Here is a 20,499-nt window from a genome sequence, read left to right on the forward strand (position 1 = left end):
CCTGCGGGCCTCGTGTCGGTGCGGCAGAGCCAGTGCTCAGGCCCGCACACCAGCCGCCAGCAGGGTGCGCGCCTCCTCCCGGCCGTCGAGCAACCGATTGACGCGCCGGGTCACCTTCCACGCGCCGTCGATCTTGGCGAGCTCCCACCGGTTGGCAGTGATCCGGTGGACGCGGAATCCCTCGTCGTCGTGAATGATCAACTGCGACTTGCACGTGGCCACCGCGGTGTCGCCGTCGACGCGCACGTGCCCGGGCTCGAGCATGTGCGCGCAGCCACCACCGATCCAGCCTTGATGCGCCTGCGACTGCACCATCGCCGTGATGGCCGCATGCCCGCGCATCACCCCGGTGTCGACGTCGTACACGCCGTCCTCGGTCCACAGCCGCGCGACCGCGTCGGCCGAACCGCTGTCGATGGCGGGACCGTAGGCGGTCATCAATTCGAGGATGGCGAGCTTGTCTTCGAGTGCGGTGACGCGTTCGGCGAGTGCGCGGACGAGTTCGTCGGTGCCGGTCATGGACGGATCCTGTCTTCGGTTGCGGTGCGGAAGGACACGCCGAGTTCGTCGCCCAACTGTCGGAGGGCCTCCAGTTGCTCGCAGTAGTGGGCTGCGCTCGTGGAGGCGAGGGTGGCGCTGACGACGGTGGTGCCTGCGTCGCGTCGTCGTTCGAGGGCGCGGGTCACGATGTCGCGGGAGCCGATCGGGTCGAGGGGCGCGCCGGCGCTGAGGACCACCTCGAAACCGTCGGGGAGGTCGACCCTGGCGAGCAGCGTGCACAACTCGTCGAGCGACAGGCCGAACGGCACCCACCCGTCGCCGAGCGTCGCGGCGCGGCGCAGGGATCGCAGAGTCCGTCCCCCGATCCACAGCGGGACCCGCGGCTGGACGGCGTGCGGTTCGACGACGACGCCGCCGAAGTCGTAGAACGTGCCGTGGTACTCGGGACGGGGTTGCGACAGCGACGCACGGAGCGCCGCGAGGGCGTCGTCGGCGCGGGCGCCCCGGTCGTCGAAGTGGGCGCCGAGCAGGTCGAATTCCTCGCGCAGGCTGCCCACGCCGAGACCCAGGACGAGCCGGCCGCCGCTGACGACGTCGAGCGTGCCGTAGCGCTTGGCGATCTCCAGTGGGTGGTGATAGCCGAGTACCAGAACCTGGGTGGCCAGGCGGATGCCGGTGGTCTGGGCGGCGAGGAACCCGAGGGTCGCGAGCGGGTCCCAGTAGGTGCCGCCGCGCTCGACCGCGACGTCGGTGGGTACGGCGACGTGCTCGCTGCAGGTGAGGTGGTGGTAGCCGAGGCGGTCGGCTGTGCGGGCGATCGCGGTCAACTCCGCGATGCCGGCGCCGAGTTCCCAGTCCGCGCGGACGGCGGGGTGCGCGATGACGATGGGCGGCGCGATTCCTATGTGCATCAGTTCGTTACTCCGCTGTCGGGTGTCGGTCTGTCGTCACCGTTGTAGTGGAGGTGCCCGGGTGCCGCGCGGGCATTCCCGGTGACCGGACGCGGCGGTTGTCCGATTTCTTCCCCGCGGCGGTCACGACTGGTACATTTTAAGAATTCATTTCAATTTTTGTCGGGCGTATGCGTGTGACCAGGATATTTGGAGGCGTCGATGACTGTCGTCGATTCGGATGATGCACTGTCGGTACCCGCTGCGAAGAAGGATCTGCCACCGTCGATGGTCGAGCGGATGACGCTGATCCTCGACGCGTTCGACGGCCGCACGTCGCGCCTGACCCTCGAGGAGGTCGCGTGCCGCACCCGGCTGCCGCGGTCCACGGTGCACCGCATCCTCGACCAGCTGGTCCGCCTCGACTGGGTCGACCACGCGAGCTTCGGCTACTGCCTCGGACGGCGCGCGATGGGGCTCGGCGGCGGCGACAACGGGCACAGCCAGGTTCGGGCCGCGGCGGCCCCGCTGCTGCACGAACTGCACATGCAGACCGGAATGGTGGTGCACCTGGCCGTGCTGGACGGCGCGGAGAGCGTGTACCTGGACAAGGTGGGCGGACGGATGGCCGCGAGCCTGCCGTCGCGGGTGGGTGGGCGCGTTCCCGCCTACACGACCGCGGGCGGCAAGGCGATGCTGGCGTGGGTGGACCCCGAGGAGGTCGACGGCATGTACGGGCCGCGGCTCAACCGGAGCACGGACCGCACGATCACCGAACGGTCCACACTGCACCAGGAGCTCAACCGGATCCGGCAGCGCCGCGGTCTCGCGTTCGAGCGGGGGGAGGCGGTGCGCGGAATCGGCTGCGTCGGTGTCGCGGTCCGCAGCGCCGACGGGCCGGTGGCCGGCATCTCGCTGTGCGGCGACGCGCGCACCGTCCAACTCGAACGCGTCGCCACGCTCGTCGTCGACGCCGCCCGGGAAGTCACCCGGACGCTCCACCCCGATTTGGGAACACCCCGTCGATGCCGCCGGACCCCGGAGATCCCGGACAGCTCCTGGTCGACCGAGACCCTGGACCAGCTCCTCGCGGTGCAGTCCGGGCAATGGCTGTAGCGCCCGTGCGCGCGTGAGGAGTCGCTGGACTCGTTACGCGCGCACGGGTCGCGGAGCGGCGTCGAGGCCGAAACCGCCCCGGAAGAACACCATCGGACGCTCCTCGCACACCGATTCGAGTTCCAGGACGCGTCCGATCACCACGTCGTGGTCGCCGGCGGTGTGCACCGACTGCACGTCCGCGTGCACGCGCACGAGAACCCCCGGCAGCGACGGCGTCGACCACCGCGACGGCTCCCAGGACAGCCCGTCGAACTTGGTGCCCCGGCTCGAGCCGAACCGGAAACAGAGGTCCGTCTGGTCCTCGCGCAGTACGTTGATCGTGAAGCGCCCCGACCGCCGGATGCGCGGCCATGCCCGCCCGCGGCGATCGGCGCAGAACAGGATCAGCGGCGGCTCCAGTGACACCGACGCGAACGACTGACACGTGAATCCCACCGGGCCCTCCGTGTCGAGCCCGGTTACCACTGTCACTCCGCTGGCGAATTGGCTTAGGGCGCGGCGCATCTCGTCCGGTGACGGTGCGTCCGAGCGTGTACCGGGCTGGGTGCCGGCCGGTTCGGTTGCCATCAGACCGCCTCCGATTGCTCTTCCGTCGCCGACCCGTTCGACGATCGTCCCCGAGGCTAGGGACGGCCCAGAACCGTCACGAGATGCCGTCTCGGTCAGTGGAAATCCTCGGCCGATGCCTGCGCGAGCAGGGCGATGTCTCGCTGACCGGGATCGCTTCTGTCCGAGCCGGGAGCGCGCTGGCAACGTGACCGACCATGACGACTGACTCGAGTTACGAGGGCACCCTGAAGGAGCTCAAGACCGACCTCGGCGTGCTTCGCTACCACGAGGCCGGCGACGGCCCGCCTCTTCTGCTGCTGCACGGCTCCGGCCCCGGCGTGACGGGGTGGCGCAACTTCCGCGGCAACCTCGGCGTCTTCGCCGAGCACTTCCGCACCTTCGTCCTGGAGTTCCCGGGATTCGGGGTCAGCGACGACTTCGGCGGTCATCCGATGCTCACCGCAGGCGACGCGGTACTCCGCTTCCTCGACGGGCTCGGACTCGACGAGGTGGCGATGCTCGGAAACTCGATGGGCGGCATCGTCGCCACCCAGTTCGCCATCGCCCACCCCGACCGGGTCGGGAAGCTGATCACCATCGGCGGCATCGGCAGGAACCTGTTCAGCCCCGGCCCCGGTGAGGGCATCAACCTCCTGATGGAGTTCACGGACGACCCCACCCGGGAACGACTGGTCGCGTGGCTGCACTCGATGGTGTTCGACCCCGCGATGGTCACCGAGGAACTGATCGAGGAACGTTGGACGCAGGCAACCGACCCGGAGACCCTCGCCAGCGCCCGCAAGATGTACAGCAAGGCGGCGTTCGAAGCCGGCGCCAAGGCGGCGCTCGAGTCGGATGCGACGCCGTACTGGGCGCAGCTGCACAAGGTGAAGGCGCCGACACTGCTCACGTGGGGTCGCGACGACCGGGTCAGCCCGCTGGACATGGCGATCATCCCGATGCGGTCGATTCCGCGGGCGGAACTGCACGTGTTCCCGAACTGCGGGCACTGGGCGATGATCGAGCAGAAGACGGCGTTCGAGAGTGCCGTCCTCGCCTTCCTGCTCCGCAAGGACGGCAGCGGACGATGAGCGGCACCGAAGAAAACTTCGACACCACAGTCGATTTCCTCGTCGTCGGCAGCGGTGGCGGTGGCATGGCCGCGGCGATCACCGCGGCCGACCGGGGAATCGACACTCTCGTCATCGACAAGGGCGCCACGTTCGGCGGATCCACCGCCATCTCCGGGGGCGGCATCTGGATTCCCAACGCCCCGACGCTGCGGGAGAAGGGTGTGATCGACTCGCGGGAATCGATCCGCCGCTACCTGGACATCATCACCGAGGGCACGGTTCCCGCCGACCGTCTCGACGCGTTCGTCGACAAGGGCCCGGAGCTGATGGAACTGCTCGACCGCAGCCCGCACATGAAGCTCTACTGGGTGAAGGGTTACTCCGACTACCACCCGGAGTACGACGGCGGCCGTCCGCTCGGACGCACCATCGAATGCACACCGTTCGACACCCGGGCGCTGAAGGAGGATGAGCAGTACCAGCGGCCGAACAGCATGAAGGGCCCGCTGGGACTGTGGGTCACGTCCAAGGACTACCACGACCTCGCCATGGTCAAGCGCACCTGGAAGGGCCGCAAGGCATCACTGGTCGCGGCGTGGCGGGTGGCGTCCAACGTGATCCGCCGACGCCACATGGCCACCGGCGGCCGCGCACTCGTGGCGCGGATGCGGATGGTCCTCAAGGACGCCGGGGTGCCGCTGTGGCTGAAGACGTCGATGACGGAACTGATCGTCGACGGCACCGGAGCCGTCGTGGGTGTTCTCGCCGAACGCGACGGACGAACGGTCCGGATCGGCGCGCGTCGCGGCGTGCTGCTCGCGACCGGCGGGTTCGACCACAACCAGGACATGCGCGCGAAGTACCTGCCCAAGCACGGCGTCCCGGACGTCAGCGCCGGTGCCCGGGAGAACACCGGCGACGGCATCGTCGCCGGCCAGAAGCTCGGCGCGGCAGTCGACCTCATGGACGACGCCTGGTGGATGCCGTCGGTGTTCCACCCGATGGGCGCCGTGATCCCGCTCGTGTCGGAGCGGTGCATTCCGCCGTCGGTGATCGTCAACGGCCGCGGCGAACGCTTCACCAACGAGTCGTCGCCGTACGTGAACTTCGTCCACGACCAGCTCGACGGCGGTCACGTCCCGGCGTGGTTCGTGATGGACGGCAAGGCGAAGTCGCGGTACCCGTTCGCGCAGGTGCTGCCGGGTGTGCCGTTCCCGCAGGGGTTCTACGACTCCGGGGTCGTGCGCAAGGCGGACACGCTGCGTGACCTCGCCGACGCGATCGGCGTCAAGGCCGACACCCTGGTTGCGACCATCGACCGGTTCAACGGCTTCGCCCGCACCGGCAAGGACGAGGACTTCGGCCGCGGCGACAGCGCATACGACCGGTACTACGGCGACCCGACGATGAAGAACCCGTGCCTCGACGAGATCGTCGAGGGACCGTTCTACGCGATCCGGTGCGAGGCCGGCGACCTGGGCACCAAGGGCGGACTCGTCACCGACGCCGACGCGCGGGTGCTCCGCGAGGACGGTTCCGTCATCGACGGCCTGTACGCCACCGGCAACACGTCGGCGTCGGTGATGGGCAACGAATACGCCGGTGCGGGCGCGACCATCGGTCCCGCCATGGTGTTCGGCTACATCGCCGCGCTGCACGTCGCCGACGTGAGTGGCAAGACGTCCCGGGACGCGCGACAGCACTCACGTGCGGGAGAGGTGGCGTGATGCTGAGCGATGCACAGCGACTGTCCGCCGCCCACCTCCTGCGGAACGCCGAACAGAGCCGCGCGCCGATCGATCCGTTGACCACCGTGTTCCCGGACATCGACGTCGTCGACGCGTACGAGATCGCGCTGCTCAACATCCGGGCGCGGCTGGCGGCGGGGGAAACGGTATACGGCCACAAGGTCGGACTGTCCTCCGAGGTCATGCAGAAGATGATGGGTGTCGACGAGCCCGACTACGGACATCTGCTGTCGAGCATGGTGCACGCCGAGGGGACGCCGATCGACACCGCCCGATTCTGCTACCCGCGCATCGAGGTGGAGATCGGATACGTCCTCGGCGAGACCCTGCCGGGGGAGGGGTGCACCGAGGCGGACGTGCTGGCGGCCACCGAATACATCGTTCCCAGCATCGAACTGATCGACTCCCGCATCACCGACTGGAAGATCGGGCTCGCCGACACGATCGCCGACAACGCGTCCTCGGCCGGGGTGATCCTCGGCGCCGGACGGGTCGAGCCGGCGAACGTCGACATCGGCGGGATCTCCGCCGTGCTGTTCCAGGGCGAGGAGGAGATCGCGCGGGGCGAGGCGTCGGCGGTGCTCGGCAATCCCACGAAGGCCGTGGCCTGGCTGGCCCGGAAGGTCGCGAGCTTCGGAGTGCGACTCGAGGCCGGGCACGTGATCCTGCCCGGCTCGTGCACCCGCGCGATCGACGCCCGGCCCGGCGACGTGTTCCGCGCTGATTTCAGTGACATCGGTTCCGTATCAGTAGAATTCAAGTAAAGGCGACAACTGTGACCAAGGCTCTCGCCGCGATCGTCGGATCCGGCAACATCGGCACCGACCTCCTGTACAAGCTCCTCCGCTCGGAGATCATCGAGCCCCGCTGGATGATCGGCGTCGACCCGGACAGCGAGGGACTGAAGCGCGCCGCGGACCGGGGTGTGATCGCCAGCGCCGAGGGCGTCGACTGGCTGCTCGCCCAGGACGAGCGTCCCGACATCGTCTTCGAGGCCACGTCCGCCTACGTGCACCGGGTGAACGCACCCCGTTACCGGGAACTCGGCATCCAGGCCGTCGACCTCACCCCCGCCGCGCTCGGACCCGCCGTCGTGCCCGCCGTGAACATGGGCGAGCACCGGACCGCGCCGAACGTCAACCTCATCACGTGCGGCGGCCAGGCGACCATCCCGATGGTCCACGCAGTCTCCCGGATCACCGAGGTGGCGTACGCCGAGATCGTCGCCAGCGTGGCGTCGCCGTCCGCAGGCCCGGGCACCCGCGCGAACATCGACGAGTTCACGATCACCACGAGCCGGGGCATCGAGACGATCGGCGGGGCGAAGAAGGGCAAGGCCATCATCATCCTGAACCCCGCCGAACCGCCGATGTTCATGAAGGACACCGTGTTCTGCTCCATTCCCGCCGACGCAGACCGGGCCGTGATCACCGCGTCCATCCACGACGTCGCGGCGTCCGTGCAGGCCTACGTCCCCGGCTACCGTCTGCGCGCCGAACCGCAGTTCGACGACCCGACGCCGATCAGCGGTGGCCTCGCCCGGGTCGGCATCTTCCTCGAGGTCGAGGGAGCGGGCGACTTCCTGCCGCCCTATTCCGGCAACCTCGACATCATGACCGCCGCCGCCACCAAGGTCGGCGAGAGCTTCGCGACGCAGATCCTCGGCGCGAGCGTCTGAGCGCGTCCGCCCCATTCACTCTTCGAAGGAATACCGATGCCTTACAGTGCTGATCTCGACATCCGGGTGACGGACTCGTCGCTGCGCGACGGCTCCCACGCCAAGCGACACCAGTTCACCGTCGAACACGTCCGCTCGATCGTCGGGGCGCTCGACGCCGCCGGGGTTCCGGTCATCGAGGTCACCCACGGCGACGGACTCGGCGGTTCCTCGTTCAACTACGGCTTCAGCCACACCCCGGAGCAGGAGCTGATCAAGGCCGCGGTGGAGACGGCGGAGCGGGCCAGGATCGCGTTCCTCATGCTCCCCGGACTGGGTGTCCAGTCGGACATCCGGGAGGCCGCGGACAACGGCGCGAGCATCTGCCGCATCGCCACGCACTGCACCGAAGCCGACATCTCCGTGCAGCATTTCGGTCTCGCCCGCGAACTCGGGCTGGAGACGGTCGGCTTCCTGATGATGTCGCACAGCCAGCCGCCGGAGGTTCTCGCGAAGCAGGCCCGGATCATGGCCGACGCCGGCTGCCAGTGCGTGTACGTGGTGGACTCGGCCGGGGCGCTGATCCTGAACGCCGTCAGCGACCGCGTGTCCGCCCTGGTGGCCGAACTCGGCGACGACGCGCAGGTCGGCTTCCACGGGCACGAGAACCTCGGGCTCGGTGTCGCCAACTCGGTGCTCGCCGTCGAGGCCGGCGCCCTGCAGATCGACGGCTCCACCCGGCGTTTCGGTGCGGGTGCGGGCAACACCCCGGTCGAGGCGTTCGCCGCCGTCACCGAGAAGCTCGGAATCCGCACCGGCATCGACACCCTGAAGATCATCGACGCCGCCGAGGACGTCGTCCGGCCGATCATGGACGGCGACTGCCTGCTCGACCGGCTGTCGCTGACCATGGGCTACGCGGGTGTCTACTCCAGCTTCCTCAAGCACGCCGATTCCCACGCCCGCCGGTACGGGGTGTCCGGTGCGGAGATCCTCATCGAGGCCGGCCGACGCAAGCTGGTCGGCGGTCAGGAGGACCAGCTGATCGAGATCGCCCTCGGTCTCGCAGACCGGCAGTCCGCGAGTTCCGCAGTCGCCGAGAAGAAGTCCGCCTAGGCGTTTCGCCGGGTACCGACACCAGAAAGCCGAGATCATCATGGGCCAGGTTCTTGACAGGATCGAACAGTACGCGGACGAGATCCGCGCGGAAGGCGCCGAGGGCGACAAGCTGATGCGCCTGTCCGACACCTCCGCGAAACGGTTGCGCGACTCCGGCGTGATGCGGATGCTGCAGCCCAAGGAGTACGGCGGCTACGAATCGCATCCGCGCGAGTTCGCGGAGACCGCGATGGGCATCGGCGCCATCGACGGGGCCGCGGGCTGGGTGAGCGGCATCGTCGGCGTCCACCCGTGGGAACTGGCGTTCTTCGACCGCACGGCCCAGGACGAGGTGTGGGGCGAGGACTCCGACATGTGGATGGCCTCGCCGTACGCGCCGATGGGTGTGGCCGTGCCCACCGACGGCGGCTACGTCCTCAACGGGCGGTGGTCGTTCTCCTCGGGCACCGACCACTGCGGGTGGATCATGATCGGCGCCGCGGTCGGTGACCGGGACGGCAACCGGGTGATGCCCCCGAAAATCCTGCACGTGCTGCTCCCACGCTCGGACTACGACATCGACCAGGGCAGCTGGAACGTCGTCGGACTGCGCGGCACCGGGTCCAAGGACCTGATCGTCAAGGACGCGTTCATCCCGCAGCACCGGACCCTGCAGGCCGACAAGGTGTTCGACGGGTCTGCGCCGAAGGAGTTCGGCCGCACCCAGACGCTCTACAACTTCCCGTTCTCGTGCATCTTCCCGCTCGGCATCACGTCGTCGCTGATCGGGATCGCCGAGGGCGCGCTGGCCTGCCACCTGAATGCGCAGCGTGAACGTGTCACCGTGTCGGGTACCGCGATCAAGGACGACCCGTACGTGCTGTTCGCGATCGGCGAGGCAGCGGCGGAGATCGCGGCGTCGCGCGCGGCGATCCTCGAGACGGTCGACCGGTTCTGGGACATGACCGAGAAGGGGCAGGACGTCTCGTTCGAACTCCGCTCCATCGGCCGGCGCACGCAGACGGCCGCCGCGTGGCGGGCGGTGCGCGCCGTGGACGAGATCTTCGCACGTTCCGGTGGCGGTGCGCTCCAACTGAAGACACCCCTGCAGCGCTTCTGGCGCGACGCCCACGCCGGCCTCTCCCACGCCATCCACGTGCCGGGGTCGATCTTCCACTCCTCGGCGCTGACCCAGCTCGGCGGGGAACCTCAGGGCATCCACCGCTCGATGATCTAGGCGCTCCGCGCCCGTGCGCCTTTCTGGTAGTTCCAGCTACCAGAAAGGCGCACGGGCGGCGGAGCCGCCTCCAGGAAAGGACTTTCACATGACCGACATTCGAGGACTCGGCTACCTCAGGATCCAGACGAAGGACGTGCCACGCTGGCGTGAGCTGGTGGTGGACGGGCTGGGCATGGCCGAGGGTGCCGGCCCCGAGCCCGACGGCCTGTACTTGCGCGTCGACGAGCGGCGGTCGCGGCTGATCGTCCTCCCCGGCGACACGGACACGGCACTCGCGGTGGGGTGGGAGGTGCGCGACCAGTTCGCTCTCCAGCGGGTGCGTGAGCAGGTGGAGAAGTCGGGTGTCACGGTCGACGTCCTGTCCGAGGAGGAGTCGCGCCACCGCGACGCAGAGCAGGTGATCGCGTTCGACGATCCGTCCGGCACACGGGTGGAGGTGTTCTTCGGGCCCGTGCTCGACCACAGTCCGGTCGTCACTCCGCACGGCGGCCGGTTCGTCACCGGCGCACAGGGTCTGGGGCACGTGGTCCTCCCGACGCCGGCGTTCGAGGAGGCCTACACGTTCTACACCGAGGTGCTGGGCTTCCTGCCGCGCGGCGCGATCCGGCTCGGACCGGCCGACGCCCCGGGACCGGCCCGCCGGGTGCGGTTCATGGGCGTCAATCAGCGCCATCACAGCCTCGCGTTGTGCCCTGCACCGCGCAGCGGCGAACCCGGGATGGTGCATCTGATGACGGAGGTCGACACCCTCGACGCCGTCGGCCAGGCGCTCGACCGGCTCGGCAAGCTCGGCTTCTCCATCTCGTCGACCCTCGGCCGGCACACCAACGACCGCATGGTGTCGTTCTACGTGCGTGCCCCCGGCGGCTGGGACCTCGAGTTCGGCACGGAGGGCATGCTCGTCGACGAGGCGCACTACACCGCGGAGGAGATCACGGCGGACAGCTACTGGGGTCACGACTGGTCGGGTTCCGAGCCGCTGGCGGCGTTCTCATGACGTTGTCGCGCGCCCGGATCGGAGCGGTGGCCGTACTCGTCCTCCTCGTCGGTGGAACCGCCTGTTCCACTGCGACATCCGAGACGGCGACCGACCCGGGCGCACTGCGGCCGGGCCAGCTTCTGTCGTCCCGCGCCGTCGCAGACGGTCCCGCACTGCCGAGTGCCGCGCGAAACGACGTGATCACCTACGTGTCGCAGGACGGCAACGGCGACCCCGTCGTGGTGTCGGGCACCGTGTCGATCCCCCGCACGCCGGCACCCGAGGACGGGTATCCGGTGATCAGCTGGGCGCACGGCACGACCGGCGTCGCGGACGCCTGCGCCCCGTCCGCGGATTTCGCCGGCGGCCCCGCCCACGGCTATCTCTCCGGGGTGGACGCGTCCCTCGACGACTGGGTCGCCAAGGGATATGCGGTGGTGAGCACGGACTACCTGGGTCTGGGCACGCCGGGGATCCACCCGTACATCAACGGTGACACGGAGACGAACGCCGTCGTGGACATCGTGCGCGCCGCCCGGGCGATGGATCCGGCGGTCGGCTCGACGTGGTTCGTGATCGGTCACAGCCAGGGTGGGCAGGCGGCGTTGTTCACCGCCGCGCAGGGCGGGGAGCGCGCCCCGGAACTGCGCCTCGGTGGTGCGGTGGCGATCGCGCCGGGCAACGGGCTCGACCAGACGCCGCAGTACTTCCGCTCGGGTGTTCCGGGTATCGAGGCGGCCGAGGCGTTCCTCCCGCTGATCCTCCTCGGAGCCCAGGCCGCAGATCCAGCCATCGACCCGTCGGCGTTGCTGACGGAGCAGGCGCAACCGCTGCTGACGGTGGCGCGGACCGGCTGCATCGACGACATCCGGAAGGTGCCGCCCGTGCCCGCCGGTCAGGTCTTCCGTCCCGACGCCGACCTGGGACCGCTCACCGAGTACCTGGCCCGTCAGGAGCCGTCGCGGGTCCACGTGCAGGTCCCGACGCTGGTCGCGCAGAGTCCGGGCGACCTGGTGGTGAGCAAGCCGTCGACGGATCTGATGGTGAAGACGTTGCAGGACAACGGGAACGAACTGACGTATCGGACGTACGAGGGTGCGGACCATCGCGGAACGATCGGTGCGTCGCAGAAGGACGCGCAGGATTTCGTCGCCGGGATCCTCGCCGGCTGAGGATGCCGGGACCTCGTCCGACGGATGCCGGGACCTCGTCCGACGGATGCCGGGACCTCGTCCGACGCGCCCATCAACAGAATGTTGACAACAGACTGTTGATGGCGTGTGGTGGTCGGGTGACCACCGACGACCAGACCCACGCGGCCGAACTCGATCAGGCACGCACGACGCTGAACCAGGCCGGCGCCGCCCGGCTCGAGCGGCGTCCCTGGGAGCATTCCGGGCAGCCACGTTCGGACACCGACCTCGTCAGGTTCGCGGCGTGGGCCGGCCGGGACGCACAGGGCACGGACCCGGCGGTGCTCGCGGCCGGGCTGCGGCTGCTGTCGTCAGCTCGGGTCGAGCTCGATCAGATCGAGTCCGGCCTGCTGTTCGCTGCCCGTGCCAGTGGGATGACCTGGCCGCAGGTCGCGGAGGCGCTCGGTCTGGGTTCGGCGCAGGCAGCCCAGCAGCGCCTGAACCGGGTCCTTGCCAGGGCCGGCGACCGCGACGCGGAGGCCTGAGCAGTGCCGATGCTCCCCCTGCCGGACGCGTCGGATCGTTGCGGTGCCAAGGCTCGCAACCTCGGCTGGTTGCTGCGTGCCGGATACCGGGTACCCGACGGATTCGTGATACCCGACCCGCTCGGCGATCCCGGTTGGGAGCGGGAGATCGAGGCCGGACTGCACCGTCTCGGTCCCGGTCCGTTCGCGGTGCGCTCGTCCGCCCTCGCGGAGGACGGCGTCGAGTCTTCGTTCGCCGGACAGCTGACCACGACGCTCGGGGTCACCACCAGCGCCGAGGTGATCGAGGCGGTGCGTCGCAGCGCCGCGTCGGGCTCCTCGCCCGAAGCCGTCGCGTACGCGGCTCGCACCGATCGGGAAGCCCCCGCGTCGGTCGGGGTGATCGTGCAGGTGATGGTGCAACCCGAGACGGCCGGAGTCATGTTCACCCGGCACCCGGTCAGCGGGGCCGAGCAGGTGGTGATCGAGGCTACGAGAGGCCTGGGCGACAGTGTCGTGGCCGGGACCGTCACTCCGGAGGCGTACCTGGTCGACGGTGCCCACGTGCAGGTCGCGCGGCACCGGGGCGGGCAACTGCTGACCACTGCCCAGGCCCTCGCCCTCGCGGCGCTGGGACGCGATATCGAGAGCCTGTTCGGCCGCCCGCAGGACATCGAGTGGGCGATCGCCGGCGACGACATCCGGGTCCTGCAGGCCCGCCCGATCACGACCGCTCCCTCCACCGCGCGGCCAGTGCGAGCCACGTCGGGCGACATTCTGCTGACAGGCATCGCAGCCGGCCCGGGCACCGCCGTCGGGCCTGCGCGGATCATCGGCAGCCTGGACGACTTCGCCCGCTTTCGTCCGGACGACGTGCTGGTCTGCCGTACGACCTCGCCGGCGTGGACCCCGCTGCTGGCCCGCGCGTGCGCGGTGGTCACCGAGACGGGCGGGATGCTCGCGCATGCCGCGATCGTGGCCCGCGAATTCGGCATCCCGGCAGTCCTGGCGGCGCCGGGGGCCATGACCATCCTGACCGAGGGCCGGCTGGTCCGCGTCGACGGCACCCACGGGCACGTCGGCACCGCGGGGAGGATTTGATGTCGCACCGCACACCGACGGACATCCTGGTGCTGCACGCCGTGCGGATCCTGGGCTACGCGGAGACCGCGCGCATCGCCGCCCGGTTCGCGCTGCCTGCAGGACTGGCCGCCGAGCACCTGCTCGATGCCGAGGCCCGTGGGTGGATCACCCACACCGATTTTGCCGGGGACAGCGGCTGGTCCCTGACCGAAACCGGGAAGGCCCACGGCGAGCGACTGCTCGCCGCCGAGCTCGACCGGTGCGGCACCCGCGCCGTGGTGGTGCAGGTGCACCGGGACTTCCTGCCGCACAACGTCGCCGTGGCGGACGCGTGCACCGCCTGGCAGCTGGCCGAGATGGGCCTCGGCGAGGCGACCGTGACCATCGACGCGACGATCACCCGCCTGGCGACCGCGGCGCACGCCCTGGGCGAACTCGAGGCGCGCCTGGTCGCGGGCATGGACCGGTTCGCCGGCTATCACCAGCGGTTCGCCGGCGCCGTCGAGCGAGCGGGCACCGATCCGGGCTGGATCACGGCAAACGACCGCGACTCCTGCCACCGCGTCTGGTTCGAGTTCCACGAGGACCTCGTCGCTTCCCTCGGCCTGGCCCGATGACAGGCCTAGTCTCGACTCATGGGCCTGCGACTGCGCGACAGCATCGGACGTCAGCTACGCGAGCTTCGCTACGAGCCGTCGGCGAAGCGGATCCGTGCCGTGCTGAACGGGACCACGGTGGTCGACAGTGACCGTGCGGTCCTGGTCGGGGAACCGCGGCGCGTCGTTCCCACGTACGCGGTGCCGGCGGAGGACATCGACGCGGAGTTGTCGCCGGAGCCAACGCGTTCGGTGGCCGCGGAGGTGACCGGCGACGTCGGTTTCGCCCTGCCGGACGTGACGACGATGCCGGTACTCGATCCGCGGGTGCCGTTCTCGGTGCACAGCACGGAGGGCGAACCCGTCGCGCTCCGTACCGCCGGCGCAGGGTACGCCCTGGGGTTCCGGCCCGGAGACGAGGACCTGACCGGGTACGTGGTTCTCGATTTCGACGGCTTCGACCGCTGGCTGGAGGAGGACGACGAGATCGTCGGTCATCCGCACGACCCGTTCCAGCGCATCGACGTTCGCCGCACGTCCCGCCACATCCGGGTGATGCTGGGCGACACGCTCCTCGCCGAAACTCGGCGGGCGAAAATGCTGTTCGAAACACTGCTGCCGGTCCGCTACTACCTGCCGCCCGACGACGTCGTCGCGGAACTGCAGCCGAGTGCGACGACGTCGTACTGCGCCTACAAGGGCGAGGCCGCCTACCGGTCCGCGGTCACCGCCGGCGGAGTGCTTCACGACATCGCGTGGCGATACGACGAGCCCCTCGTCGACGCGTCGGAAGTTCGGGGGTTCGTGGCCTTTTTCGACGAGCGGCTCGATCTGGTCGTCGACGGTGTGGCCCGGCCTCGGCCGGTGACTCCCTGGTCCTAGTACTCCTCGCCGGCACCGGTGTCGGCGCGCCCGAGGACGATCTCGAGCGCCCGGGCCTCGTGCGCATGTCCGAGCAATTCGTATCCGACGACCGTGACGACCGGCGCCAGCATCACCACGATCAGACACCATGCCATCGACACACCCTGCGCCGCCAGCACCAGCGCGAGCGCGATCGTGGCCGCGGTCAGGACGAGGAGCAGGACATGGAACGGGTCGGGCTCCCGCAGCAGGTATGTGTACAGCGCGTAGACGCCGGTGAGGAAGATCGCGACGGGTGCGGCGACGGAGAGCACCGTTGCCGTCGCGCCGATGTGGGAGGCGTGTTCGATGTAGTACGCCGCCACGTGTAGTCCGGCTCCCACCGCGGCCAGCGACGCGAAGAGCGCGATGTGGCTGTAACCCCAGACGAACGACCGGTTGCGGTACACCGCGAGCACCTCGGCCGACGGCAGGATGTAGTACACCCACCACAGTCCGAACGTGAGTCCGATGCCTGCGACCGTGACGAGTATCGCGTCGAGTGTCCAGCCCTGGTGTTCGACCACGGCGGACAGGGACGCCACGGTGCCGATCACACCCTCGCCGAGGGTGATGATGACGAGCAGGCCGTGACGCTCGACGATGTGGTGTGCGTGCCAGGGTGTTCCGCCCCGGTACCGTTCGGCGATGACGGGGCTGGTCAGCTCGACGAGGATGAGGATCGCGCCGAAGCCGAACGCGTACTCGACGGTGAGGGGAGCGATCACCAAGGCGACCCAGCCGATCTGCGCGATGACGAGCGTCGTGGCGTACGTCAGTGACGCGGGACGGTGCTCGGGGTCGTGTTTGGCGGCGCGCAGCCATTGGAACACCATGGCGACACGCATGACGATGTACCCGGACACCATCACGGAATTGTCGAGCTCGACGCCGCGGTCGATGGACGCGAACATCGGCGGCATGCCCAGCGCCAGGATGACGACGCCGATCATCTGGACCATGGTGGTGACCCGGTAGATCCAGTCGTCGGTGTCGTAGGCCGACGCGAACCAGGAGAAGTTGATCCACGCCCAGATGATCGAGAACATCGCGAACGCGAATCCCGCCAGCCCGGCGCCGACGTGCCCTTCGGCGACGAGGTGCGCGAACTGCTCGCCCGCGACGCCGAACGCGACGACGAACGTCAGGTCGAACAGCAACTCCAACGGCGTTGCCGCACGGTGTTCCTCGTGCGGATCACGCCCGACCATCTTCTGGACCCGATGGGCGAGGCTCCTGCTGTTCGGTGCCGGTGTTCCGGGCGCGTTCACGGCGGTCCGCTACGGAGTTCCCTGGTCTGCCTGCACCACGAGGTCCGCGACCGCGCCGGGCTGGGACACCAGGACGGCGTGCGACGCGGAAACTTCCGTGATCCGGGCTCCCGCGCGTGTGGCCATGAACCGCTCCGCGGCCGCCGGAATCACGCGATCGTTCTGAGCGACCATGGCCCAGCTGGGTGTCGACGCCCACGACGGATCGGCGGTCGGCTCGAGGTTCGCGACGAGCGCGGCCGACTTCTGGTGTGCGATCATGTCGGCCACCGTGGCGTCCGGGACGTCTTGGGCGAACACCTCGTGGAATCGGCCGGGGTCGATGTAACCGTCGAGATTTCTCCCGGCGATTCCGGTGGGATCGTTCTCGACGACCTTCACCTGAAGCACCGGCGGGAGCAGTTGGCTGCCGGGGAACCGGATCGGATCGAGGTTCAGCATGACCGGCTCGCCTTGCGCCGGGGCGAAGGCCGCCACGTAGACGAGGGCCTCGACGTTCGGCGAATGCACATTGGTGATGACCGCGCCGCCGTACGAGTGACCGACGAGCACCACCGGCCCCGGGATGTCCGCGAGCACCTTCTCGATGGCGGCGGAGTCGTATGCCGGTCCGCGCAACGGGTTGTCGGGGACCACGACTTCGTATCCTCGGCCGCGCAGTTCCGCGGCCACCGCATCCCAGCTGGTCGTGTCGGCGAACGCGCCGTGGACCAGCACCACCGTCGGCAGATCCTGGGCGAGGGCCGGTCCGGCCCCCACGGTCAGCGTGCCGGCAGCCGCGATCGCGCACGCGGCAACGGCGGTTCGAAGTCGAAGAAGTCGCATCACTCGTCTCCCGAGTCAGGAAAGAACACAGTGCTTAGGGGTGAAGGGGCCTGCGCGCCAGGTGTAGTCGTGCGACGACAGGCATCGCCGTACGAGAGCAACGCCGTGGCCTGGCCCTTCGTCGCTGAGATTACTCGCCTGCAGCGCGGTCGGCATCATTTCGGCTAGCGTGATCGGAGGGGGATGTTCCGCTCGTCCGTGCACGCTCCGCCGTCGTCAGGAGGAACCCCGTGGATCTCGCCTTACGTGGCACCGTCGCCGTGGTCACCGGAGCCAGCAAGGGCATCGGGCTCGCTATCACCCGGGCGCTCGCCGCGGAAGGTGCGTTCGTGGTGGCGGGGGCCCGTTCGCCCAGCCCCGAACTGGAAGAACTCGTCCGCAGCGGAACGGTGGAGGCGGTGAGCGTCGACTTGTCGACCCCCACCGGTCCGGGCGAACTCGTCGCCGCCGCCACTGCTCGGGGCAGTCTCGGCATCGTCGTCAACAACGTCGGCGCCGCCCACCCGAGACTGACCGGGTTCCTCGACGTGACCGACGAAGACTGGATCACGACGATGAATCTCAACCTGATGTCGGCGGTGCGGACGATCCGCGCCGCCCTGCCCACGATGATCGCGGCGGGCCGGGGAAGCATCGTGACCACGAGTTCGGTCAACAGTTTCCTGCCCGACCCCACCGTCATCGACTACTGCGCGTCCAAGGCCGCGCTCACCAACTTCTCGAAGGCCCTGTCGAAAGAGGTGGGACCCTTGGGTATTCGGGTGAACACCGTCAGCCCCGGTCCGGTGTCGACCGCCCTGTGGCTCGGCGACGACGGGGTCGCCGCCACGGTGGCGCGCGCCGCAGGCGGTGACCCGGAGGCAGTGGCGGAGCGTGTCGCGGAGCAGGCGGTCACGGGCCGGTTCACCCGCCCGGACGAGGTGGCGGATCTCGCCGTGTTCCTCGCGAGCGACCGGGCGGGCAATGTGACGGGCTCCGATTTCGTGATCGACGGCGGACTCGTCACCACCCTCTGATGTCCGCGGCTACCGGCGGCCCAGAAGTTTCCGCATACCCTCGGCTGCCCCGCGCACGAGTGCGTCGCGGGGGAAACCGCTGCGCTTGCGCGCCGCGTCGTAGTTGCCGCCCGCCACCCAGACCGGGCCGTCGGCGATGTGCGCGATCCCCTCCCGGGCAACGTCTTCGGGTTCGGCGACCTTCATCCCGGGAAGATCGAAGTTCAGGCCCGCCCGGACCATCGCCGGCGTGCGGGTGACGCCGAGGACCAGTTCGACCACGTGGACGCCGAACGGCGCGAGCTCGAGCCAGAGGCTTTCGGCGAAGATCCGGCCGAACGCCTTGGATGCGGCGTAGATGCTCTGGTCTTCCGAACCCAGGTACCCGGCCAGCGAACCGACCAGCACGATGCCGCCCCGGCCGCGGTCCTTCATCCTCGCGCCGAAATGCTGCGAAAGGTGCAGCTGCGAGGTGATGTTCAGGTCGATGACGCGCTGGAAGCCGGTGAGGTCGCCGCTGACGAACTCGTGTCCGTAACTGTTGGCCCCGGCGTTGAAGATCAGCAACCCGACCTCGACGTCGTCGGTGGCCGTGCGGATCCGGTCGAGGGCGTCCGGATCGAGGAGATCGAGCGCGAGTGTGCGCACCAGGACGCCGTGGGCGCGGACCGTGGCCGCGGTCTCCTCGAGCGGCCCGGGCTTACGAGCGATCAGCACGAGGTTGATCCCCGCGCGGCCCAGTGCCTCGGCGAAACTCGCGCCCACACCCTCGGAGCCGCCTGCGATGACGGCCCACGGACCGTAGTGCTCGGTGTCGATCATGTTGTGTCCTTCCGGAAAACGTTCAGTGGGCGACGACGGGGGTCGGGACGGGGGCGGGATCGCGTACCGGGACGGCACCTGCTTCCGCGGCTCGGGTGATCGTCGCGGTCAGCGCCGCGCACCCCGTGCGGGGAGCGCCGGGGCGCCCCGGCCCGGCGCTGTCGATCTCGCGGCACCGGGCGCGGGCGGCGTCGTCCCACTGAATGGAAGTGTGTTCCCAGCTGTTCTTCTGGACCAGGACCCGCGCGCCGCACTCAGTGCACTGCAGTGGCTGCATCGGCTTCGCGCACCTTTCGCGCGAGATTCTCGTCGACTTCGCGCTTCCACGACTCCACGGGGCGGGTGGTGTCGAGTTCGAACTCGAACCGTTCGGTCATCTGCGGGGTCACCGCGGCGGCGTCGACGTAGAACTGGTCGTACCAGCGTCGCAGCTGGTAGACCGGGCCGTCTTCCTCGCACAGCAGCGGGTTCTCGATGCGGGTCTTGTTCTTCCAGATCTCGATGTCCTGTTCGAAGCCCTTCGCGATGAACGTGCCGAAGTTCTTCGCCATCTCGGCCGCCGCGTCGCCACCCAGTTCCGTCGATTTCTTGACGATGATGCCGTACTGCAGCACGAACTTGTCGGCGCTGACGGGGTAGTGGCAGTTGATCAGCACGGAGTCGACGTCGTGGGTCTCGTACTGGTACGTCAGGTCGTCGACCATGAACGACGGGCCGAAATAGGTGGCATCCGAGCGGCTCCCGAGCATCTTGGGTTGGCCCGACGCGTGCGGGCGCATGTCGGCGCGGGCCTGCCCGCGCATGAACTGGCTGGCGACGTGGCCCTCGAAGACGTTCTTGAAGTACGTGGGGAACGAGTAGTGCACGTAGAAGAAGTGCGCCATGTCGACGATGTTGTCGACCACCTCGCGGCAGTTGGTGTCGACCGTGGTCCGGTACCAGACCCAGTCCGTCCATTCGTCGTCGAGCGCGCCGTCGATGCGGGGAATCGTGACGTCCGCGGGCGGCGGGTTGCCCTCCGGGTCGTTCCACACGAACAGCATCCCGTCCTGGTCGAGCGCGTGCCACGACCGGGTCCGGGCGAGCGGTGGCACCCGGCGCGCGTACGGAATCTTCTTGCAGCGGCCGTTGCTTCCCCACCTCCAGTCGTGGAACGGGCACGCCACCTCGTCGCCCTTGATCGTGCCCTGGCTGAGGTCGCCGCCCATGTGTCGGCAGTACCCGTCGAGGACGGCGAGATCGCCGGCGCTGTCGGCGAAGACGACGAGCTTGGTGCCGAACGCTTCGACGGAGTGGGGCTTGCCGTCCTTGAAAGCCTCGGACAATCCGATGCAGTGCCATCCACGGGCGAATCGGGTGGGCGCTGCGCCGGTGTCGATTTCGCGTACCTCGACTGTGTCGGACTGTTGGGTGGTCACGATGCGTCCCGTCCTCTCCTGGGCTTGTGCGGTGCCCTGCACGCTAAGTGAGCGTGGACGGCCCGCATGACGTGG

General features: G+C 69.0%; 22 protein-coding genes. 14 read left to right on the forward strand and 8 right to left on the reverse strand.

What is annotated here, in order from left to right; all coding sequences use genetic code 11:
• Positions 1-36: 36 nt before the first annotated feature.
• Together FND50_RS11265 and FND50_RS11270 are read right to left on the reverse strand one after the other, a co-directional pair.
• On the reverse strand, positions 37-519 hold the full coding sequence (locus tag FND50_RS11265) for a nuclear transport factor 2 family protein (protein ID WP_144285820.1): 483 nt from the start codon (positions 517-519) through the stop codon (positions 37-39).
• Positions 516-1,412, reverse strand: a complete 897-nt coding sequence (locus FND50_RS11270) for a TIGR03619 family F420-dependent LLM class oxidoreductase (RefSeq protein WP_144285821.1) — start codon at positions 1,410-1,412, stop codon at positions 516-518. Before FND50_RS11270 ends, FND50_RS11265 begins: the two co-directional genes overlap by 4 nt.
• Before the next feature lie 201 nt (positions 1,413-1,613).
• Between FND50_RS11270 and FND50_RS11275 the strand changes: the two genes are divergently transcribed.
• Complete coding sequence (locus FND50_RS11275) at positions 1,614-2,507, forward strand: IclR family transcriptional regulator (protein WP_144285822.1); 894 nt, start codon at positions 1,614-1,616, stop codon at positions 2,505-2,507.
• A gap of 33 nt (positions 2,508-2,540) precedes the next feature.
• Here the strand turns inward: FND50_RS11275 and FND50_RS11280 are convergent, their stop codons facing one another.
• Positions 2,541-3,077, reverse strand: a complete 537-nt coding sequence (locus FND50_RS11280) for a flavin reductase family protein (protein ID WP_144285823.1) — start codon at positions 3,075-3,077, stop codon at positions 2,541-2,543.
• A 197-nt stretch (positions 3,078-3,274) separates the two neighbouring features.
• On the opposite strand from FND50_RS11280, the gene FND50_RS11285 reads away from it, so the two are divergent.
• The 12 genes from FND50_RS11285 (at position 3,275) to FND50_RS11340 (ending at position 15,072) form a co-directional block, all read left to right on the forward strand.
• A complete protein-coding gene (locus FND50_RS11285; protein WP_144285824.1) occupies positions 3,275-4,150 on the forward strand; it encodes an alpha/beta fold hydrolase in 876 nt (291 codons plus the stop codon).
• A complete protein-coding gene (locus tag FND50_RS11290) occupies positions 4,147-5,859 on the forward strand; it encodes an FAD-binding protein (protein ID WP_144285825.1) in 1,713 nt (570 codons plus the stop codon). The genes FND50_RS11285 and FND50_RS11290 overlap by 4 nt, the downstream gene beginning before the upstream one ends.
• Positions 5,859-6,644 carry a 2-keto-4-pentenoate hydratase gene (locus FND50_RS11295; protein ID WP_144285826.1) on the forward strand — a complete coding sequence of 262 codons (786 nt, stop codon included), beginning with the start codon at positions 5,859-5,861 and terminating at the stop codon, positions 6,642-6,644. The genes FND50_RS11290 and FND50_RS11295 overlap by 1 nt, the downstream gene beginning before the upstream one ends.
• An 11-nt stretch (positions 6,645-6,655) precedes the next feature.
• Positions 6,656-7,558, forward strand: coding sequence for an acetaldehyde dehydrogenase (acetylating) (locus FND50_RS11300; protein ID WP_144285827.1), 903 nt, complete (start codon positions 6,656-6,658; stop codon positions 7,556-7,558).
• A 36-nt stretch (positions 7,559-7,594) separates the two neighbouring features.
• Positions 7,595-8,653 (forward strand): 4-hydroxy-2-oxovalerate aldolase, encoded by a 1,059-nt coding sequence (gene dmpG, locus FND50_RS11305; protein ID WP_144285828.1) that lies wholly within the window; start codon positions 7,595-7,597, stop codon positions 8,651-8,653.
• A gap of 40 nt (positions 8,654-8,693) precedes the next feature.
• Positions 8,694-9,872, forward strand: a complete 1,179-nt coding sequence (locus tag FND50_RS11310; RefSeq protein WP_144285829.1) for an acyl-CoA dehydrogenase family protein — start codon at positions 8,694-8,696, stop codon at positions 9,870-9,872.
• Between the two features lie 88 nt (positions 9,873-9,960).
• Positions 9,961-10,872 carry a biphenyl-2,3-diol 1,2-dioxygenase gene (gene bphC, locus FND50_RS11315; protein ID WP_144285830.1) on the forward strand — a complete coding sequence of 304 codons (912 nt, stop codon included), beginning with the start codon at positions 9,961-9,963 and terminating at the stop codon, positions 10,870-10,872.
• The gene (locus FND50_RS11320; protein ID WP_144285831.1) at positions 10,869-12,026 is read left to right on the forward strand and encodes a S9 family peptidase; all 1,158 of its coding nucleotides are present in this window, start codon (positions 10,869-10,871) and stop codon (positions 12,024-12,026) included. The genes bphC and FND50_RS11320 overlap by 4 nt, the downstream gene beginning before the upstream one ends.
• A 119-nt stretch (positions 12,027-12,145) precedes the next feature.
• On the forward strand, positions 12,146-12,532 hold the full coding sequence (locus tag FND50_RS11325) for a hypothetical protein (protein WP_144285832.1): 387 nt from the start codon (positions 12,146-12,148) through the stop codon (positions 12,530-12,532).
• A 9-nt stretch (positions 12,533-12,541) separates the two neighbouring features.
• Positions 12,542-13,612, forward strand: a complete 1,071-nt coding sequence (locus FND50_RS11330) for a PEP/pyruvate-binding domain-containing protein (protein ID WP_260851030.1) — start codon at positions 12,542-12,544, stop codon at positions 13,610-13,612.
• Positions 13,612-14,211, forward strand: a complete 600-nt coding sequence (locus tag FND50_RS11335; protein WP_144285834.1) for a hypothetical protein — start codon at positions 13,612-13,614, stop codon at positions 14,209-14,211. The genes FND50_RS11330 and FND50_RS11335 overlap by 1 nt, the downstream gene beginning before the upstream one ends.
• An 18-nt stretch (positions 14,212-14,229) precedes the next feature.
• Complete coding sequence (locus FND50_RS11340; protein WP_144285835.1) at positions 14,230-15,072, forward strand: DUF427 domain-containing protein; 843 nt, start codon at positions 14,230-14,232, stop codon at positions 15,070-15,072.
• Here the strand turns inward: FND50_RS11340 and FND50_RS11345 are convergent.
• Both FND50_RS11345 and FND50_RS11350 read right to left on the reverse strand, forming a co-directional pair.
• Entirely contained in the window at positions 15,069-16,304 is a 1,236-nt protein-coding gene (locus FND50_RS11345; RefSeq protein ID WP_144289029.1) for a low temperature requirement protein A, read from the reverse strand. The two genes, FND50_RS11340 and FND50_RS11345, sit on opposite strands and share 4 nt — an antisense overlap.
• 69 nt (positions 16,305-16,373) lie before the next feature.
• Positions 16,374-17,189: an alpha/beta fold hydrolase gene (locus tag FND50_RS11350; protein ID WP_144285836.1), complete on the reverse strand. Its 816-nt coding sequence runs from the start codon at positions 17,187-17,189 to the stop codon at positions 16,374-16,376.
• Between the two features lie 230 nt (positions 17,190-17,419).
• Here FND50_RS11350 and FND50_RS11355 point away from each other — a divergent pair, with 230 nt between their 5' ends.
• Positions 17,420-18,205: an SDR family NAD(P)-dependent oxidoreductase gene (locus FND50_RS11355; protein ID WP_144285837.1), complete on the forward strand. Its 786-nt coding sequence runs from the start codon at positions 17,420-17,422 to the stop codon at positions 18,203-18,205.
• A gap of 9 nt (positions 18,206-18,214) precedes the next feature.
• Here the strand turns inward: FND50_RS11355 and FND50_RS11360 are convergent, their stop codons facing one another.
• From FND50_RS11360 to FND50_RS11370, 3 genes are read right to left on the reverse strand one after another with little or no spacing between them, the layout of a single operon-like run.
• A complete protein-coding gene (locus FND50_RS11360; protein WP_144285838.1) occupies positions 18,215-19,006 on the reverse strand; it encodes an SDR family oxidoreductase in 792 nt (263 codons plus the stop codon).
• A 22-nt stretch (positions 19,007-19,028) separates the two neighbouring features.
• Complete coding sequence (locus FND50_RS11365) at positions 19,029-19,283, reverse strand: hypothetical protein (protein ID WP_144285839.1); 255 nt, start codon at positions 19,281-19,283, stop codon at positions 19,029-19,031.
• Entirely contained in the window at positions 19,261-20,424 is a 1,164-nt protein-coding gene (locus tag FND50_RS11370; RefSeq protein WP_144285840.1) for a Rieske 2Fe-2S domain-containing protein, read from the reverse strand. Before FND50_RS11370 ends, FND50_RS11365 begins: the two co-directional genes overlap by 23 nt.
• Positions 20,425-20,499 lie beyond the last annotated feature (75 nt).

The sequence above is a fragment of the Rhodococcus sp. WB9 genome (genome assembly GCF_007558985.1).
Lineage (GTDB): Bacteria > Actinomycetota > Actinomycetes > Mycobacteriales > Mycobacteriaceae > Rhodococcus_F > Rhodococcus_F opacus.

Bases quoted from the DNA above. Each gene is read 5' to 3' on its own strand.
- FND50_RS11330 (WP_260851030.1), top strand. From the start codon at position 12,542: ATGCTCCCCCTGCCGGACGCGTCGGATCGTTGCGGTGCCAAGGCTCGC.
- FND50_RS11340 (WP_144285835.1), top strand. From the start codon at position 14,230: ATGGGCCTGCGACTGCGCGACAGCATCGGACGTCAGCTACGCGAGCTT.
- FND50_RS11265 (WP_144285820.1), bottom strand. From the start codon at position 519: ATGACCGGCACCGACGAACTCGTCCGCGCACTCGCCGAACGCGTCACC.
- FND50_RS11275 (WP_144285822.1), top strand. From the start codon at position 1,614: ATGACTGTCGTCGATTCGGATGATGCACTGTCGGTACCCGCTGCGAAG.
- FND50_RS11295 (WP_144285826.1), top strand. From the start codon at position 5,859: ATGCTGAGCGATGCACAGCGACTGTCCGCCGCCCACCTCCTGCGGAAC.
- FND50_RS11360 (WP_144285838.1), bottom strand. From the start codon at position 19,006: ATGATCGACACCGAGCACTACGGTCCGTGGGCCGTCATCGCAGGCGGC.
- FND50_RS11335 (WP_144285834.1), top strand. From the start codon at position 13,612: ATGTCGCACCGCACACCGACGGACATCCTGGTGCTGCACGCCGTGCGG.
- FND50_RS11345 (WP_144289029.1), bottom strand. From the start codon at position 16,304: ATGGTCGGGCGTGATCCGCACGAGGAACACCGTGCGGCAACGCCGTTG.
- FND50_RS11280 (WP_144285823.1), bottom strand. From the start codon at position 3,077: ATGGCAACCGAACCGGCCGGCACCCAGCCCGGTACACGCTCGGACGCA.
- FND50_RS11365 (WP_144285839.1), bottom strand. From the start codon at position 19,283: ATGCAGCCACTGCAGTGCACTGAGTGCGGCGCGCGGGTCCTGGTCCAG.
- FND50_RS11290 (WP_144285825.1), top strand. From the start codon at position 4,147: ATGAGCGGCACCGAAGAAAACTTCGACACCACAGTCGATTTCCTCGTC.
- dmpG (WP_144285828.1), top strand. From the start codon at position 7,595: ATGCCTTACAGTGCTGATCTCGACATCCGGGTGACGGACTCGTCGCTG.
- bphC (WP_144285830.1), top strand. From the start codon at position 9,961: ATGACCGACATTCGAGGACTCGGCTACCTCAGGATCCAGACGAAGGAC.
- FND50_RS11270 (WP_144285821.1), bottom strand. From the start codon at position 1,412: ATGCACATAGGAATCGCGCCGCCCATCGTCATCGCGCACCCCGCCGTC.
- FND50_RS11350 (WP_144285836.1), bottom strand. From the start codon at position 17,189: ATGCGACTTCTTCGACTTCGAACCGCCGTTGCCGCGTGCGCGATCGCG.
- FND50_RS11320 (WP_144285831.1), top strand. From the start codon at position 10,869: ATGACGTTGTCGCGCGCCCGGATCGGAGCGGTGGCCGTACTCGTCCTC.
- FND50_RS11285 (WP_144285824.1), top strand. From the start codon at position 3,275: ATGACGACTGACTCGAGTTACGAGGGCACCCTGAAGGAGCTCAAGACC.
- FND50_RS11310 (WP_144285829.1), top strand. From the start codon at position 8,694: ATGGGCCAGGTTCTTGACAGGATCGAACAGTACGCGGACGAGATCCGC.